Annotated in this window: 12 protein-coding genes; 5 read left to right on the plus strand and 7 right to left on the minus strand. The window is 60.6% G+C overall.

Going from position 1 to position 15,451, the window contains the following annotated elements:
- Positions 1-115: 115 nt before the first annotated feature.
- Positions 116-2,920 (plus strand): winged helix-turn-helix domain-containing protein, encoded by a 2,805-nt coding sequence (locus HU762_RS13705; RefSeq protein WP_186637702.1) that lies wholly within the window; start codon positions 116-118, stop codon positions 2,918-2,920.
- Here HU762_RS13705 and HU762_RS13710 read toward each other — a convergent pair.
- A complete protein-coding gene (locus tag HU762_RS13710) occupies positions 2,867-4,357 on the minus strand; it encodes a winged helix-turn-helix domain-containing protein (protein ID WP_186637704.1) in 1,491 nt (496 codons plus the stop codon). The two genes, HU762_RS13705 and HU762_RS13710, sit on opposite strands and share 54 nt — an antisense overlap.
- A gap of 182 nt (positions 4,358-4,539) precedes the next feature.
- Positions 4,540-5,490 (minus strand): GlxA family transcriptional regulator, encoded by a 951-nt coding sequence (locus HU762_RS13715; protein ID WP_186637705.1) that lies wholly within the window; start codon positions 5,488-5,490, stop codon positions 4,540-4,542.
- A gap of 232 nt (positions 5,491-5,722) precedes the next feature.
- Here HU762_RS13715 and HU762_RS13720 point away from each other — a divergent pair, with 232 nt between their 5' ends.
- The 3 genes from HU762_RS13720 (at position 5,723) to HU762_RS13730 (ending at position 7,568) form a co-directional block, all read left to right on the plus strand.
- Positions 5,723-6,445 (plus strand): pirin family protein, encoded by a 723-nt coding sequence (locus tag HU762_RS13720; protein ID WP_186637707.1) that lies wholly within the window; start codon positions 5,723-5,725, stop codon positions 6,443-6,445.
- 282 nt (positions 6,446-6,727) lie between these two features.
- Positions 6,728-7,129 (plus strand): hypothetical protein, encoded by a 402-nt coding sequence (locus tag HU762_RS13725; protein WP_186637709.1) that lies wholly within the window; start codon positions 6,728-6,730, stop codon positions 7,127-7,129.
- A 232-nt stretch (positions 7,130-7,361) separates the two neighbouring features.
- Positions 7,362-7,568 (plus strand): hypothetical protein, encoded by a 207-nt coding sequence (locus HU762_RS13730; protein ID WP_186637711.1) that lies wholly within the window; start codon positions 7,362-7,364, stop codon positions 7,566-7,568.
- A 7-nt stretch (positions 7,569-7,575) separates the two neighbouring features.
- Here HU762_RS13730 and HU762_RS13735 read toward each other — a convergent pair whose 3' ends face one another.
- Entirely contained in the window at positions 7,576-8,619 is a 1,044-nt protein-coding gene (locus HU762_RS13735; RefSeq protein WP_186637713.1) for a GlxA family transcriptional regulator, read from the minus strand.
- Positions 8,620-8,884: 265 nt separating this feature from the next.
- Between HU762_RS13735 and HU762_RS13740 the strand changes: the two genes are divergently transcribed.
- On the plus strand, positions 8,885-10,828 hold the full coding sequence (locus HU762_RS13740) for a methyl-accepting chemotaxis protein (RefSeq protein ID WP_186637715.1): 1,944 nt from the start codon (positions 8,885-8,887) through the stop codon (positions 10,826-10,828).
- A gap of 49 nt (positions 10,829-10,877) precedes the next feature.
- Here the strand turns inward: HU762_RS13740 and HU762_RS13745 are convergent, their stop codons facing one another.
- From HU762_RS13745 to HU762_RS13760, 4 genes are all read right to left on the minus strand, one after another.
- Complete coding sequence (locus tag HU762_RS13745; RefSeq protein WP_186637718.1) at positions 10,878-11,765, minus strand: DMT family transporter; 888 nt, start codon at positions 11,763-11,765, stop codon at positions 10,878-10,880.
- 96 nt (positions 11,766-11,861) lie between these two features.
- Positions 11,862-12,755 (minus strand): dihydrodipicolinate synthase family protein, encoded by an 894-nt coding sequence (locus HU762_RS13750; RefSeq protein WP_186637720.1) that lies wholly within the window; start codon positions 12,753-12,755, stop codon positions 11,862-11,864.
- A gap of 114 nt (positions 12,756-12,869) precedes the next feature.
- Complete coding sequence (locus HU762_RS13755; protein ID WP_186637722.1) at positions 12,870-14,105, minus strand: aromatic ring-hydroxylating dioxygenase subunit alpha; 1,236 nt, start codon at positions 14,103-14,105, stop codon at positions 12,870-12,872.
- 274 nt (positions 14,106-14,379) lie between these two features.
- On the minus strand, positions 14,380-15,348 hold the full coding sequence (locus HU762_RS13760; RefSeq protein ID WP_186637724.1) for a LysR family transcriptional regulator: 969 nt from the start codon (positions 15,346-15,348) through the stop codon (positions 14,380-14,382).
- Positions 15,349-15,451: the final 103 nt, after the last annotated feature.

The following is a 15,451-nucleotide window of genomic DNA, read 5'->3' on the forward strand; positions in this document are numbered from 1 at the left end:
ATCGGCGTTTACCCATCGGTCCATGGAAGCTCCTTACCGTTGCGCTGGGCGCAAAACCTGAGGAATATGCTCAGGTACAGCCCATGACCAGGGGAACAGAACAATTGAGCACACCATGAGCCAATACCTCAGCCTGCCCGTCGAACAGACGCTGCATTTCGGCCCTTATCGGGTCCATCCGCGCCAGCGCCTGGTGCTGGAGGGCGGGCAACCGTTGCGCCTGGGGCGGCGGGCGGTGGAGATTCTGCTAGTGCTGCTCGAACACGCCGGCCAAGTGGTGAGCAAGCAGCAACTGATCGCTCGTGTCTGGCCCAAGAGCGTGGTGGAGGACACCAATCTGCGGGTTCACGTGGCGGCACTGCGCAAGGCCCTGGGCGATGGGCAGGCCGGCCAGCGCTACATCGTCACCGTGGCGCAGCGCGGCTACAGTTTTGTCGCGCCGGTGACGTTCGAATCGCCCGAGCAACTGGCGCATATCCCGCACCCTTCGCTGGCGCGCAATCTGCCGCCGCGCCGCACCCGCATGATCGGCCGCCAGGGCATGGTCGAGGCGCTGGTGGCGCAACTGCCGCGAAAACGCTTCATCACCCTGGTGGGCAGTGGCGGCATTGGCAAGACCACCGTCGCCCTGCGGGTCGCCGAACGGCTGATCGGCCATTACCGTGACGGCACTTATCTGCTGGACCTGGCCTCGCTCAACGACCCGGCCATGATCGCGCCCAACCTTTGCGCCCTGCTCGATCTATCGCTGCAAGACGGCGAGCCGCTTGAGACCGTCATCCGGCCCCTCAAGGAGCGCCACTTGTTGCTGGTGATCGACACCTGCGAACACCTGATCGACGCCGTTGCCCTGATCTGCGAGACCTTGCTGCGTGGCGCACCGCATTTGCATATCCTGGCCACCAGCCGCGAAGGCCTGCGCGCCGAAGGCGAACACGTGCAACGCCTCGACTCACTGGCGCTGCCGCCACGGGGCATGGCCATTGAAGGTTATCCAGCCCTGGCTTACCCGGCGCTGCAACTGTTCGCCGAGCGGGCGATAGCCAGCCAGGACGATTTCGAGCTGACCGATCATGAAGTGCCGATGGTGGTGGACATCTGCCAGCGGCTGGATGGCATTCCCCTGGCGATCGAACTTGCCGCGGCTCAGGTGGGGCGCTTTGGACTGCAAGAGCTTTGCCGGCAATTGCAGGACAATGTCGCCCTGCTCGACCATGACATTCACGCCAGCGCACCGCGCCAGCAGACGCTGCGCGCCACGCTGGATTGGAGCTTCGCGCTGTTGACCGCTTGCGAGCAGACCTGTTTGCGACGCCTGGCCGTGTTCATGGGCAGCTTCAATCTCGCCTCGGCCGCGGCGGTCATTGTCGGCCAGCATGTCGCGCCCAGCCAGGTACTGGTGTCGGTCAGTCAGTTGGTCGCCAAATCCCTGCTGAATGTCGAGATCGGCGACGAAGAGGTGCGTTATCGCCTGCTGGACACCACCCGCAGCTACGCCCTGGAGAAGCTGATCGACGCAGGCGAACTCGCCGCCAGCCAGGAGCGCCACGCCGAGCGCTGCCTGACGCTCATGGAGCAGGCCGAGAAAGATTGGGACACCACGCCCACGCGGCTTTGGATCGAACGCTACGCGGCCTACCGTGACGACATTCGCGCGGCGTTGGACCGAGGGCTGGGCCCGCACGGTTCCCACAGCGTGGCGATCCGCCTGACCGCCCGCACCCTGCCCCTCTGGCAAGAGCTGTCGCTGCTCAGAGAGCATGGCCTTTACGTCAGCAAGGCCCGGCAATTGCTCAGGGCCGGTCCCTCGCCGTGCCCGAAATTGACCCTCGCCCTGGAGCTGGCCCACGCCAGTTTCAACTACCACACCGAGGGCGGCACACCTGCCACCGTCGAGGCGTTCGTCGCGGCCCGGCAATTGGCCTGGCAATGCCACGATTTACCCGGCGAGCTGCGGGCAGTGTCGGGCCAAATGACGGTCAACCTCAGCCGCGGTCGCTACCAGGAGGCGCTGGAACAATGGCTGGCCTTCGACCGGCTGGGGCTGCCGGGCGATCCGGTCCTGTCCTTGAGCGCCCAACGGTTGCGGGTGCTGGCGTTGCATTTCACCGGCGATCAGGGCGCGGCGCGGCACCACGCCGAGCAGGTCATCCAGCGCCTGGCCCAAAACGGCCACCCGAGCCGCTTCACCCACGGTTTCGGCGTGCAATACGAACAGAGCGTGGCGGCGCTGACCATCCTGGCGCGCATTCTCTGGCTGCAAGGGTTCGCCGAAAAAGCCCGGCGCACCGCCGACCTGGCGCTGCAAATCGCCCTGCAGATCAACCACGGAACCTCGATCTGCTACACCCTGGCGACAGCCGGTTGCGTGATCGCCCATTACGCTGGCGATCACTTGATCGCCCGGGAACGGCTCGATCTCTTGAAGTGCCAGGCCAGGAAGCATTCGGTGATGCTGTTCCATGACTGGGCCTGCCATTACGAACGCGCATTCGATGACGCGCCCCTGGCGACGTACAACACCAGCCTGATCGAGGACATCGTCGTGACGCTGCGGCCAGAGGCCGTCAGCCCGCGGCAGATCGAGCGCGCCCACAGCGGCGCCGCAGGCTGGTGCTCGGCGGAGATCCTGCGGGCCACCGCTCACGTCTTGCTGGCGCAGAATGACCCGCCTGTCGAAAGCCAAGCCGAAGCGCTGCTGCTGGCCGCGCTGGACGTGGCCAGGCGTCAAGGCGCGCTCGCCTGGGAATTGCGCAGCGCCCTGTCGCTGGCCCGACTGTGGCAGCGCCAGGGCCAGGACGAGGCCGCCGAGGATGTGCTCGCCCGCGTCTATCGGCGCTTCTCCGAAGGTTTCGACACGCCCGATCTAAAAGAAGCCGACGCGCTGCTCCAGTCGCTGGCCCGGCGCCTCGGGTCGTGACCGGCGCACCTGCAACGCTTGTTGCAGCGCGTAGCGCCGATGCACGAGCTGCCATTGCCCACTGCCGCGCAGCTTTTCCGAGGCATAGGCGCGGGTGGTGCGCAGCAGATGGTAACGAGTCCCTTCGGCACGTTGCTCGACCATCACCAGCGACTGGGCGACCAGCCGTGACAACAGCCAGGGCAATCGAGCGGTTTTCACGTCCACGCAACTGGCCACGGCCATCACCGCCTTGAGCGTGAACGGCGCTTCGAACACCGCGAGGCGTTGGAAAACCGTTCGTTCATCGTCACTCAAGCGTTCGAAACTCCAATCCAGGGCCGCTTCCAGGCTTCGGTGACGCGCCTCGGCGGTGCGACGCCCATGGCTCAGCAGCGACAGACCGTGGTCCAACTGCTCGAGAACCCCGGCCACGCCCAGCACGTCCACTTGCGCCGCTGCCAATTCCAGCGCCAGCGGCAACCCGTCCAGGCGCCGACAGATCCGCGCCAGGGGGATCAGGTCGCGCTCACTCGGCTTGAAATCCTGCTGGCGGGCGCCGACTCGATCGATCAACAACTGCACCGCCGGACAGGCCAGTATCTGATGCCCAGGCTCGCGGGACGAGGCCGCCGCCAGGCCGGGCAATTGCAGGACATTTTCGTCAGCGAGATCGAGGGCTTCGCGGCTGCTCAATAGCAGCGATACGCCCGGCGCCGCTGCCCGCAGCGTCGCGGCCAGTTCCCGGCAGGCGCCGATCAGGTGTTCGCAACCATCGAGCACCAGCAACATCCGGCAGGGTTGCAGTTGCTGGGCCAAGGCGCAGCCGGCCAGGCCAAGGGCTTGGGCAATCCGCATCGGGACCTGCGCCGCGTCGTTGATGGTAGCCATATCAATGAACCAGGCGCCGTCGGCAAAGTGCTCCAGCAACAGCTCTGCTGCGCGCAGCACCACGGTGGTCTTGCCGATACCACCCGGGCCGACGACGGTGGTCAGCGGCTGGCGGGGCACTTCGACCAGCAAGCGGCCCAGGACTTTGTCGCGACCGATCACCGGACTCAGGCGCGCGGGCAGATTGTGCCGCGCGGACGGCGGCGTGCCGGGTGGTTGCGCAACTGACTCCAACGCCAGCGGCACGGCAAAACAGTAGCCCTGGCGGGGGTGATTGAGGATGTAGCGTTGGCCGTCACGGCCCTCGCCAAACGCTCGCCGCAGCGCCGCGATATGCACCCGCAGATTGATGTCTTCAACCACGCTGTCGGGCCAGACGCGGGCAATCAGCGTTTGCTTGCTGACGAAGGCACCGGCGTGCGCTACCAACACTTGCAGAATATCCAGCGCGCGACCGCCCAGCGCCAAGGGACTTGCGTCACGGGTAACCAGTCGCTGCTGGCGATGGAAGACAAACGGACCGAAGCACACCGTCGGCTCGGTGCAGGGTTTGACGAAACTGTTCATAAGCGATCCTGCGCCAGATGACCGGTCCAGGCAGGTCGTTGCACAACACCGCACACGTCTGCCCTGGCTCTTGCGCATCCTTTCCAGAGGGTTCGCGTTATCTTGGCAGTCATCGGCGAGAGAACAATGCTGGCACAGGACTCATCACGGACATGACGGTGCCCAGGACGGACACTGGAGGCTCAACTGAACTGCTGTCGGTACTGGACCGGGGTCAGGCCGAATTTTTCACTGAACAGCAGGCGCATGTGCCGGACACTGCCGAACCCGCTGCGAAAGGCCACGGTCTTGAGCGGCAAGTCGGTGGACTCAAGCAACTGCCGCGCCCGATCGATCCGCGCGCCCTGCAGGAACTCCATGGGCGTCATCTTGACTTCCCGGACGAATACCCGGGCAAAATGCCGGGCGCTCATGGCGGCCAGGGCCGCCATGCGTTCGACGGTGAAGGGTTCTTCCAGATGCTCCATCACGTAGTTCTGTACGCGTGTCACCGGCGAATCCTGGGTCGCGATCACCGCTACCGACGGACTGAACTGCGCCTGCCCACCCTGACGCTGCATCACCACCAACAATACCTTGGCGATATCCAGCGCGGCTTTGCGCCCATGGTCCTGGGCGACGATGGACAAGGCCATATCGATGCCGGCCGTGACGCCGCCCGACGTGATCAGGCGCCGGTCTTGCAAAAAGATCTTGTCGGTCTCGACCAATGCCTGGGGGAAGCGCTGGATCAGCCGCTCGGTGTAGTGCCAATGGGTGGTGACGCGGTGCCCGTCCAGCAGGCCCGCTTCACCGAGCACAAAGGCGCCGGTACAGATCGAACCGTAGCGAGTGGCCCGTTGGGCCGAGGCCCGCAACCAGGTGTGCAAGCCTGGATGCCGATCGTTGTAGGCGCCAGGGCCGCCCGGCACCAACAATATGTCGTAGGCAGCCCAAGCCTGGTCGATATGGATGTCGGCCTGGACCGTCACGCCATTGGAGGCCCGCAGCGGGCCTCGCTCGGTGCCCAGGGTCAGCAACTGATAGCGTTGATCCGGCCCGAGAAAACGATTGGCGATGGAAAACACTTCGAGAGGCCCGGCCATGTCGAGCAGCAGGAAATCGGGGAATAACACCATCGCAACGGTTTTCATGGATAAGACGCCAGAATCGAGAGGACACTGCTGCCAGCTGACACTGGGCCACAGGGGAACAACGGGACGGCTGGCATTATGACGAAGCGAAGCACCGTCGGCGAGATTGTCCACTCAGAACGGACAGTATTTCGCCATTCAACCGCTTATTGAACCGCCGGATAACCATTAACCTTCTTCTGTACCCGGCGAACGGCCACGGCCACCGCCCACTGAAACCAGGAGAATCCTCATGCTGACCCTTCGCAAAGCGACTGAACGTGGTATCGCCCGTCACGGCTGGCTGACTTCGTTCCACACCTTTTCGTTCGCCAACTACCGCGACATCAACCAACAGGGTTTTTCCGACCTGCTGGTGATCAACGACGACCGCGTCGCCGCGGCCAAAGGCTTCGGCCAACACCCGCATCGGGACATGGAAATCTTCTCCTATGTGCTCGAAGGCGCGCTGGAGCACAAGGACACCTTGGGGACAGGCTCGGTGATTCGCCCGGGCGATGTGCAACTGATGAGCGCCGGCAGTGGCGTGGCCCACAGTGAGTTCAATCACAGCGCCGACGAACCGGTGCACTTCCTGCAAATCTGGATCGTGCCCAATGTCGTGGGTGCCACGCCGCGCTACCAGCAGGAACATTTCAGTACCGAACAGAAACGCGGCCGCCTGCAACTGATCATCTCCCCCGACGGCGCCGAAGGTTCGCTGCATGTTCGTCAGGACGCACGGGTGTATGCCGGGCTGTTCGATGGCGAGGAAAGCGCCACACTGACGTTGGCCACTGATCGCTACGCCTATGTGCACGTGGCCCGAGGCAGCGTCGAGCTCAATGGCGTGGCGTTGCAAGAAGGCGATGGCGTACGAGTGCGCAATGAGCAGGTGTTGACGCTGGCCAATGGCGACGACGCCGAGGTGCTGGTGTTTGACCTGCGCCCGCAGGAACTGCCGCAAATGCCATGAGGCCCACGTCGTGACGCTATCGATGAACCGGTGGGAGCCGCTCGCTCCCGCTGGGACTCATCGCCTCACTCGTTCTCCAGCGCACACGCCGCGATATGATTTCGCTTCCCGTATTGCGGCGTCTACGGCGAAGGCTTAAAGTTCCGAGGCACTTACCCTGCCCGACCAACGGCCCAGGATTTGTCATCACACTGCCATATTGACTCGCTGTCACAAGCCAAGCAAAATGATTGCACTTGGCCATCAGCGCTTGAGTACAGCTCATTTCACGGAAGAAAAGAAATGAAAAAGGTTATTTCGATGGGCATTGCTTTCGCAGTATGCCAAGCGAATGCAGACGTACAGAAAATTCAATACGCCTACGATGACTCGAATGCCGAGTACGCCATCGTCTCGTTTGTTGAAAGTGGGACGGCTGTCCAGGCGACTGTAAAAAGAACCGGTGCCTATTTCACCAATTACACCAAGCTGGAACTCGATTGCACCGATGGAAACGTCCGCCATATGGGCATGTACAGCAGTCTCGAAGGTTTGGAAAAAGCCGAATTCGATCAGATGCAAGGACGAATCGTCGAGGGTTCGATCGCTGATGAAGTGGGGAAAATACTCTGCAAAGGCACAACCCTGACCGCCACACAGACGGAAGAAGTGCCGGCCGACCAACCGTCGGACGATAAAAGCTGAACCCAACGCCACTAGCCTGCGGCGTCGCCATTCGCACATGTGCGGATGTCATTACAGAGCGAAGTTTCCTGCAAGCTCTCTGACATGGAATGTCTGCGTAGTTGATCGGCAAGCCTTGCAGCGATGCGCCATCAACGACTTGAGACCTCTTTTATTTCTGCCCAGACAGAAAAAAAGCCAACCTGACTGATAGCCTGAAACACCTGCCCTTGTCGGCGGGCGGGGAACTTTGATGCACGCTAAAAAGATATTCGAACTCCTGATGTCGTCGCTGGCCTATGTCTTGATCTCGCTCCTTTGGTTCGCCTACGCGGTGCCAGGGATGCTCGAATTGGATTCTGATTTTTCCTTGATAGCGGCCGCCTGCGGCTCGATCATCTGGCTGTGTGCCACGGGCTGTATAGCGTTGTACCTCGTTCAGAAGTCGCGCCCGGCCTGAAGGCCGCTCACTGCGATACTTGCTTTCGCCCGAATGCCGTGCGGTAGCTGCCGGGCGGAACGCCAAAAAAATCCCGGAAGCGTCGTTGAAAATGTGGGGAGCTGACGAAGCCCGTTGCGACGGCGATTTCGGTCACCGATCGATTGGTTTGCTGGATGAGCTGGCGCGCCCGAGTCAGGCGCAGCTCCAAGTAATAGCGTGTTGGCGTCGCACCGAGGAACCGGCAGAACCGCCGCTCCAACTGGCGCTTGGAAACCTTGACGCAAGCCGCCAGCTCATCGATCGTCAACGGCTCCTCGACGTTCTGCCACATCAGCTCCAACGCCAGCTTGAGACTTTCCGGCAGCGTCGGATCCGTCTCGACGAAGATCGGCGGCAGGTCCGTGGCGTCATCGCCTGATTCGTCGCAACGAAGAATCTCCTCGATTGCCCCCACCAACGCCTCCCCGCCCGTGCGACGGATCAGCTGGAGCATCATGCGCAGCGAACTGTTGGCGCCCGCGCAACTGACCCGCTCGCGGTCCACCACATAGGCGCGGCTGGTGACTTTCACATGGGGGAACATCTCGGCCATCGTCGCCCGACTTTCCGGATGGACCGCGCATTCGAAACCGTCGAGCAGGTTCGCCTCCGCCACAAAAAACACGCCGTTCCACAACCCACCCACTATGGCCCCGGACGTTGCATGGGCGCGCAGCTTGCGCCGCAACAGCGGCGTGCCTTGCAACTTCACGCGAAAGCCCCCGGCGACAATCAGCACGTCGAGGTTATCGGGTAACTGAGCCAGTTCGATGTCGGTGGAAATGACGATGCCCAGGTCACTCGTCACCTGCCCGCCCGAAGCGCCCGCCGTCAGCACTTCATAAAGCGGCATGTCGCTCATCAGGTTGGCGGTGACCAATGCGTCCACCGCGCCGGTAAACGACATCATGGAAAAGTTGTCCATCAGCACAAACGCGACGCGCACCGGCGCTTGTCCGACAGGCGCAGCCCCTTGAGGGCGATAGGCCATGTTCTTGTTCTTGAGTACGCTTTCGAATGCGCTGGGCATGGGGCCTCGTGAGACAGGAAGGCGATCTGGACCGGACCCGGGCGGATTGCCCGAGCCAAGCCATCTTCCCGATTAACCGCCAAGGCAACCATCGCCTGCGCGACATCACTGTCAGTGTTAACGACCTCCGACAGGTGGCGACCTCAAGGGAATACGACATTGGTCGATAGCCTGAGAGTAGGCATGGGCGCTTTTCCTTCCACGTTCGCAACGCTCGCTAATGTTTCCGCCGCTCCAATACCGATAAATACCTGCGGGAGAAGTCATGAATATCAAACAGAAGCTGACATGGGCGTTCGCGACCATTGCCTGCCTCCCGGTTATCCTGGTGGCGGTGCTCGTGGTGTTGAACCTGCGCGACGCGGCACAAGCCAACTTCCTGGACAGCAGCGGCCGCGAAATCCGCCAGATCGACAACGGCATGAAGCAGTTCTTCGACGGCATCATGCAGAACGTCGAATTCTTCGCCAAGGACCCGCGGATCGTCGCGACCAAGGACCTGAAGAACTACTCCGGCGCTGACGCCGCGCAGATCCCGCTTACCGAAAACAACAAACAACTGCTGGAGATTTTCGACCAGTTCGCCAAGAGCCATCCAACCACCGCCTACCTGTCCCTGGGCCTTGCGGACGGCGGCTACGCCAGTTGGCCGGATGATCCGAAGATTTCCAATTACGACCCGCGCGCGCGCCCTTGGTACAAGGCAGCCATTGCGGCGCCTGGCACCACCGTGAAGACCGACGCCTATTACTGGGCGCCGGACGACGTGTCGTTGATCGGCATCGTGCACACCGTCGCCGACACCAGCGGCAAACTGGTCGGCGTGGTCGGCCTCGACGTATCGCTCAAGCAGCTGACCGAACTGGTCAAGAACATCAAGCTGGGCGACAGCGGCTACCTGATGCTAGTGGAAGCCAGCGGCAACGTGCTGGTCGACCCCGCCGAGGCCAAACATAACTTCAAGCCGCTGGCCGATCTCGGTCCCAATTACGCCGCGCTGGCCAAGAGCAGCGATGGCGCCACCGAGATCGAAATCGATGGCGTGCCTTACATGGCTAACATCGTGACCTCCAAAAGCCTGGGCTGGCGCTTCATCGGCCTGATCAAGCGCGACGAAGTGATGGCCGAGGCCTCGAGCCTGACCTGGTTGATCGCCGCCATCGCCGCCGCGCTGGCCGTGATCTTCGCCATCGTTGGCGCCAGTTTCGCCAGCGTCATCGTCCGGCCGATTCGCGGTGTTGCCAATGGCCTGCAGGAAATCGCCGAAGGTGAAGGTGACCTCACTCGCAAACTATCGGTGCAGGGCAAGGACGAAACGGCCACCCTGGCGGGTTGGTTCAACCAGTTCCTGGGCATGATCGCGCAACTGATGCAGCGCATCGGCAGCGCCTCTTCCGACCTGCAAACTGCCGCAGCCGATACCAGCCACGTCGCCCAGAACATGAACGATGCCGCCGGGCGCCAGCGCCAGGCCGTGGAGTTGGTAAGCACCGCGTTCAACGAAATGGTCGCCACCGCCAACGAAGTGGCCCGCTCTTGCAGCCAGGCCGCCGTCAGCGCGGACACCGGCTACCGCGACGTGCACGACGGCCAGCATCACATTGGCGAAGCCACCGGCAGCGTATTGAAACTGAGCGAGGACCTGCAGAAGTCGACCCAGACCATGCAGGCACTGGAACAGGACAGCAAGAACATCAACACCATCCTCGACACTATTCGCTCGATCGCCGAGCAGACCAACCTGCTGGCCCTCAACGCGGCCATCGAGGCGGCGCGTGCAGGCGATCAGGGTCGCGGCTTTGCCGTCGTGGCCGACGAAGTGCGGGCCTTGGCACGGCGCACCGCCGACTCCACCGGTGAGATCGACAGCCTGCTCGGCAACCTCGCGCGGCGCACCCAGGAAGTGACCCAACAGATGCAGAACAGTCTGCAAGTGTCACAAACCAGCGTCGAACGCATCCAGCAGGCCCGCGACAGCTTCGACAAGATCCGCACGTCGGTGGACTCGATTCGCGACCAGAACACCCAGATCGCCACGGCCGCGGAAGAACAGCACCAAGTGGCCGAAGACATCAACCGGCACATCGCGCAGATCCATTCCGACGCGCAGCTGGTCGAGGAGTTCGCCCACACGGCGCAAACCGGCTCGGGGCGTTTGACGGATATTTCCGCGCAGCTCAAGGGCTTGGTTGGGCGCTTCAAGTTCTAATCGACATCGCTGAGCCAAGGACGGCTCAAGCCCCGATCATTCCTGCGCACTACCCTTTCGCCCGGATCGCGTACAGACCAGCGGCAATCACCGTGCACGCCCCTACGATGGTCCAGGTATCCGGAAGTTCGCCGAATACGAACAAGCCGATCAACGTGGCAAACACCAGCAGCGTGTAATTGAACGGTTGCAGCGTCGCGGCCGTTGCGTATCTGAGCGCTTGGATAAGCAGCAGCTGGGCCACGACACCGGTGGTGGCAAGCACCGCGATAAGGCCCCATTGCATCGACGTCGGCGCCACCCATCCTGGAAGGCCTGATACCGTCATGACGAAGGCGCCGATGGAGCCCATGTAAAGCAGGTTCGTCGCAAACGAATCGTCCCGGCTGATACGGCGTGTCAGTACGTTGAACAGCGCGAACCCCAGGGCCGCCACCAAAGGGATCAGTGCCGCCAGTTCGAAAACTCCGCTACCGGGTCGAAGGATAATCAACGTTCCCATGAAGCCGGTGGCAGCGGCAATCCATCGACGCACGCCAATGAACTCGCCCAGCAACGCGCCGGCCAGCGCCAAGGTCATCAAGGGAAACACCGCATACAGCGCATGCATCTCAGCCAACCCGAGGTAGCGCAGCCCCAGGCCAAACAACGCGATTTCACCCACCCCGATCAGCGCACGAATGATCTGCAGGTAAGGGTGCCGGCTTCGACAGGCTGTGCGCAGAGTGCCCTGATAGACGCTATAGCCCACCGCAAATGCCAGGAACACCCAATAACGCACCATGACCAGCTGCGCGACCGGCAGGTCTTTGACCAGCACTTTAGTTACGCCATCCTGGCCCGCGAAGATCAGCATGGACAACAAACACAAGATGATGCCAAGCCCAGGCCTGGGTACCTCGTAAGCACGTGCCGCGGTGTCCAACTGACTGCTCATAGACCATTCCATTTCGAGGAGACTGCGGCTTCGTGACGACAGGCATCATTCACGCCCGACACGCCATTCGCCTAGTCGTAAGCCCGGGCGCCATCGTCAGGCGAGGTCAGACTCGAGCGCGATCAAGGGCTCAAGAGCAACTTTGAGCACGTCGACTTTACCAGCAGACAAACGCGCCAAGGGACGACGAGGATTCCCCGCCCCATAACCAGTGATCTCGGCAGCGGCATAGACCGACTGTACATAATCACCCTTCCAGATCAACGACATTATCGGCTCGATCGACCGCCAGATCTCCCGGGCTCGCGCCCAATCCTGTTCCAGGGCAGCCTTCACCACCGCAACACAAGATCGCGGAGCCATGTTCGCCCCACCCCAGATCAGGCCCGCGGCACCGGCGAAGAGTGCGTAAGGCACCAGCGCGTCGGCGCCATTCATCGTCGGCAAGCCCGTGCGGATCAGCGAGGCCTGGGCGGCAAGATCACCACTGCTGTCCTTGACCGAGACGAAGTTTGGAATCTGGCTCAACTGGCGAAACAGCGACGGGGTCACTTCCACGCCCACCGCCTGAGGCACGTTGTAACCAATGATCGGCAACCCGGCTTCGGACACCGTCGAGTAGAAATCGACGATGCCCTGGTCGTCGGTGGGGCCTTCGAAAAACGGTGGCAGCACCATGACGCCATCGGCGCCACATTCAGCGGCATGGCGGGTGCGCTGCACCACTTCCTCCGCCAACAAGGCAGAGGTTTGCACGATGACACGCGCACGCCCATTGATGACCTTGGCACCAAAGGCAACCAGTTGCCTGGACTCGTCCTGGCTCAGGTAAACGTGCATGCCCGTCCCGGAACTCAGGACAAAGCCTTGTATGCCAGCAGCCAGATAGCTTTCGAGCAACGTCTCGAAGCGTGGATAGTCAATCTTGCCTTGGGCATCGAACGGCGTGGTAACGGCCAGGTTGAGGCCGGAAAAAGCGAATGCGGACATTGAATCGAGCCCCTTATTATTCTTCTTGATCAGACGCACCAACAGCCCTTTCGGGCTGTTTGCATGCAATAGCAATGGCCGACGCAGAAAGCGCCGCCCATCGTCGCCGGGAAATCAACCCACCGATTTAAGTGGAATCTGGGTCTGGAGGCGCGTCAGCATGGTTTCGCAGTACCAATCGTCAAACTGGCATACACCATTTTCCGCAATGTCCGAGAAGGGTCCCGGCTCGTAAGTCGGTGAGGTCACACCGGCCTGCGTTCCTTCCACCAAACGACGGTCTTGATCGTTGGTGGCAAGCCAAACCTTCGTCAGCCGATCAATCTCGTAGTCAACACCTTCAACGGCGGTATTGGGTACGAGCCATTTGGTCGTCACAAGCGTTTCGCCGGGGCCGATCGGCAATACCCGGAAGCTCAATGCATGATCGCCGAGAAAGTGGTTCCAGGTGGACGGGTAGTTAAAGTAGAGCAAGGCGCCAATATCCGGCTCGCCGCTTTTATCCAGGCGTCCCGCCACAGCCGGTTTACCATCCATGGTGTAACTCACCGCGCCCGCGGAAAGTGGGATGCGTGTCATACGAAAACGGCCATTCGGGTCCATGACCAGCTTGCTGGGCATACCGGCGATTTCGCAGCGATTCCAGTGTGCGGTCAGTTCGGGATCATCTTCGCCGCCGACGCCTGCCACCGAAAGGTTCTCGACAAAAGAGTTCATCAACTCGGGATGCGTACCGTCACAGTGGAAACACTCGCGGTTGTTTTCAAACACGAGCTTCCAGTTACCCTTTTCTATGAGGTTTGACTCGAAAGCCACCTTGCAGTTATCGAGGAAATGCGGGGCTATGAAAGGACTTACCGAGCGCCTGAAACTTTCGAACTCGGGCGCCTCGTCAGCGACGCAGACATAAATGTACGTATGAACAATTTCACAATGAACAGGTTTCAGGTTGTATTGCGTCCTGTCGAAATCGGCACCCATATTACCGGCAAACAAAAGACTGCCGTCCAGTTCGAAAGTCCACTTATGATAAGGACAAACAAGCTTGGCCACTTTGCCCTGGGCGTGCTCACAAACTTTAGAGCCACGATGACGACAAGCGTTGTGAAAAGCCCGAACCTGGCCGCTCTTATCCCTGATGACCAAGACTGGATAGTCGCCGATCTGCAATGTCAAGTATTGGCCGGGTTTTTCAAGCTCAAAGGTATGCCCGGCAAAAATCCAATCCTTGTGCCAGATCTGCTCAAGATCCTGACGAAAAACATCGGGCTCAATATACAGTTCACGGGGAAGCGCGTGGCGGGCCTTGCGCTTTTTAATCAGGTCGATCACGGATGCTTTGATATTCATTATTATCCTCTGCACATCAACCTGGCGGTTAACGGCAAGTACGCCCAGAAAACGCTGTCATGGCCAACGGATCCTGCGCTGAAAATCGCCCAACGCAGCCGCTGAACACGCATGTATCAGCCATGTTTAACACGAAGGGTACGATAGCCAATCCGGTCGGCAAAACTACATTTTCGTTGTTCAACTGATAACTTGACGTTATGACCCAGCGACCCCAGACAATACCCTGTTTACATTTCGCTACCGGCCAAGAGGAGCCTACATGGGAGAAAACTCATACGGCCAATCTGGAAAACTTCGAAAGGATCCAGTCTCGCACTCTCCGACAGGCATCTTCATATTCAGTCCTTTCATTACAGGCAACATAATGAAGACTGTTTCGAAGCGTCACCTGATGCTCGACGGGGCGAACGAGCTGCCCTCTCTCGACCATTGCCCCGACAAGCTGGTTCCAGCCCAGTGCGACGCCTTGGTGGGTCATGACCATGCTCATGATCAGGTTGTAATCATTGGCATGAAAAATAGGCGGGCAGTCGCCAGGACGCTCATCGATATCGACGTTCAGAAACGCCAACCACACCCCCCAGTCCACATGCTCAGCCACACCCGACCGTCCGTAGGGACTTAGATTGAGTAGCGAAGAATCACGCACTCCTTCAAGTGAGGTCAGTTCGGGATGCGCGTCCAAAAACGTTGGAGAGCACACAGGATAGATAATATCGTGGCACAACTGATAACTCTTATACCCATCCCCCACCTTGCTAATCTTCGAGATGATGATGTCCGGTTCTATGCCAGGCTCCATATTCACAAAGTTCTGCGTCGTGATCAGATTGAACTCAATATCCGGATTAGTCGCCCGAAACTCTGGAAGGTGTTCCGATAGCCACAATGCAGAGAACGCGGGAGAGCAACAAACCGTCAGGATATGTTTCTGCGTCGGCGCGGTACGAATCCTTTCAGCCGCCTGTGCAATATTAACGAACGACAGTTGCGCTGCCTCAAAAAAGATCTTTCCCTCGGCGGTTAGTTCTACCGTGCGCCCGGCACGCATGAACAGTTGAGCACCCAACGACTCCTCAAGCTCGCGAATCTGCCGACTGATCGCGGCTTGCGATACACAGAGTGCCTCCGCTGCCCGCGTGAAGCTTTCATATTTAGCGGCGGCGACGAATGCCCTGACAGCCCTGAGGGAAGGCATTCTGAGCAGTAATGTATCGGGGTCAACGTGTCTGCTGAGCATGGTAAGCCCTCACACTCCTTTCCTCCGCGAAAGCCGCGGAGCGTAACTCAATAGCCTGGCCCAGGCCATACAAAGCGTCGTGATCGCGCCAAGGCGGTCGTTT

This window comes from Pseudomonas sp. SWRI92 (assembly GCF_014268685.1).
Classification (GTDB): Bacteria; Pseudomonadota; Gammaproteobacteria; order Pseudomonadales; family Pseudomonadaceae; genus Aquipseudomonas; species Aquipseudomonas marvdashtae.

What these genes read in the sequence shown, in the direction of transcription:
- HU762_RS13705 (WP_186637702.1), top strand. Translation starts at nt 116, where the DNA reads ATGAGCCAATACCTCAGCCTGCCCGTCGAACAGACGCTGCATTTCGGC.
- HU762_RS13710 (WP_186637704.1), bottom strand. Translation starts at nt 4,357, where the DNA reads ATGAACAGTTTCGTCAAACCCTGCACCGAGCCGACGGTGTGCTTCGGT.
- HU762_RS13715 (WP_186637705.1), bottom strand. Translation starts at nt 5,490, where the DNA reads ATGAAAACCGTTGCGATGGTGTTATTCCCCGATTTCCTGCTGCTCGAC.
- HU762_RS13720 (WP_186637707.1), top strand. Translation starts at nt 5,723, where the DNA reads ATGCTGACCCTTCGCAAAGCGACTGAACGTGGTATCGCCCGTCACGGC.
- HU762_RS13725 (WP_186637709.1), top strand. Translation starts at nt 6,728, where the DNA reads ATGAAAAAGGTTATTTCGATGGGCATTGCTTTCGCAGTATGCCAAGCG.
- HU762_RS13730 (WP_186637711.1), top strand. Translation starts at nt 7,362, where the DNA reads ATGCACGCTAAAAAGATATTCGAACTCCTGATGTCGTCGCTGGCCTAT.
- HU762_RS13735 (WP_186637713.1), bottom strand. Translation starts at nt 8,619, where the DNA reads ATGCCCAGCGCATTCGAAAGCGTACTCAAGAACAAGAACATGGCCTAT.
- HU762_RS13740 (WP_186637715.1), top strand. Translation starts at nt 8,885, where the DNA reads ATGAATATCAAACAGAAGCTGACATGGGCGTTCGCGACCATTGCCTGC.
- HU762_RS13745 (WP_186637718.1), bottom strand. Translation starts at nt 11,765, where the DNA reads ATGAGCAGTCAGTTGGACACCGCGGCACGTGCTTACGAGGTACCCAGG.
- HU762_RS13750 (WP_186637720.1), bottom strand. Translation starts at nt 12,755, where the DNA reads ATGTCCGCATTCGCTTTTTCCGGCCTCAACCTGGCCGTTACCACGCCG.
- HU762_RS13755 (WP_186637722.1), bottom strand. Translation starts at nt 14,105, where the DNA reads ATGAATATCAAAGCATCCGTGATCGACCTGATTAAAAAGCGCAAGGCC.
- HU762_RS13760 (WP_186637724.1), bottom strand. Translation starts at nt 15,348, where the DNA reads ATGCTCAGCAGACACGTTGACCCCGATACATTACTGCTCAGAATGCCT.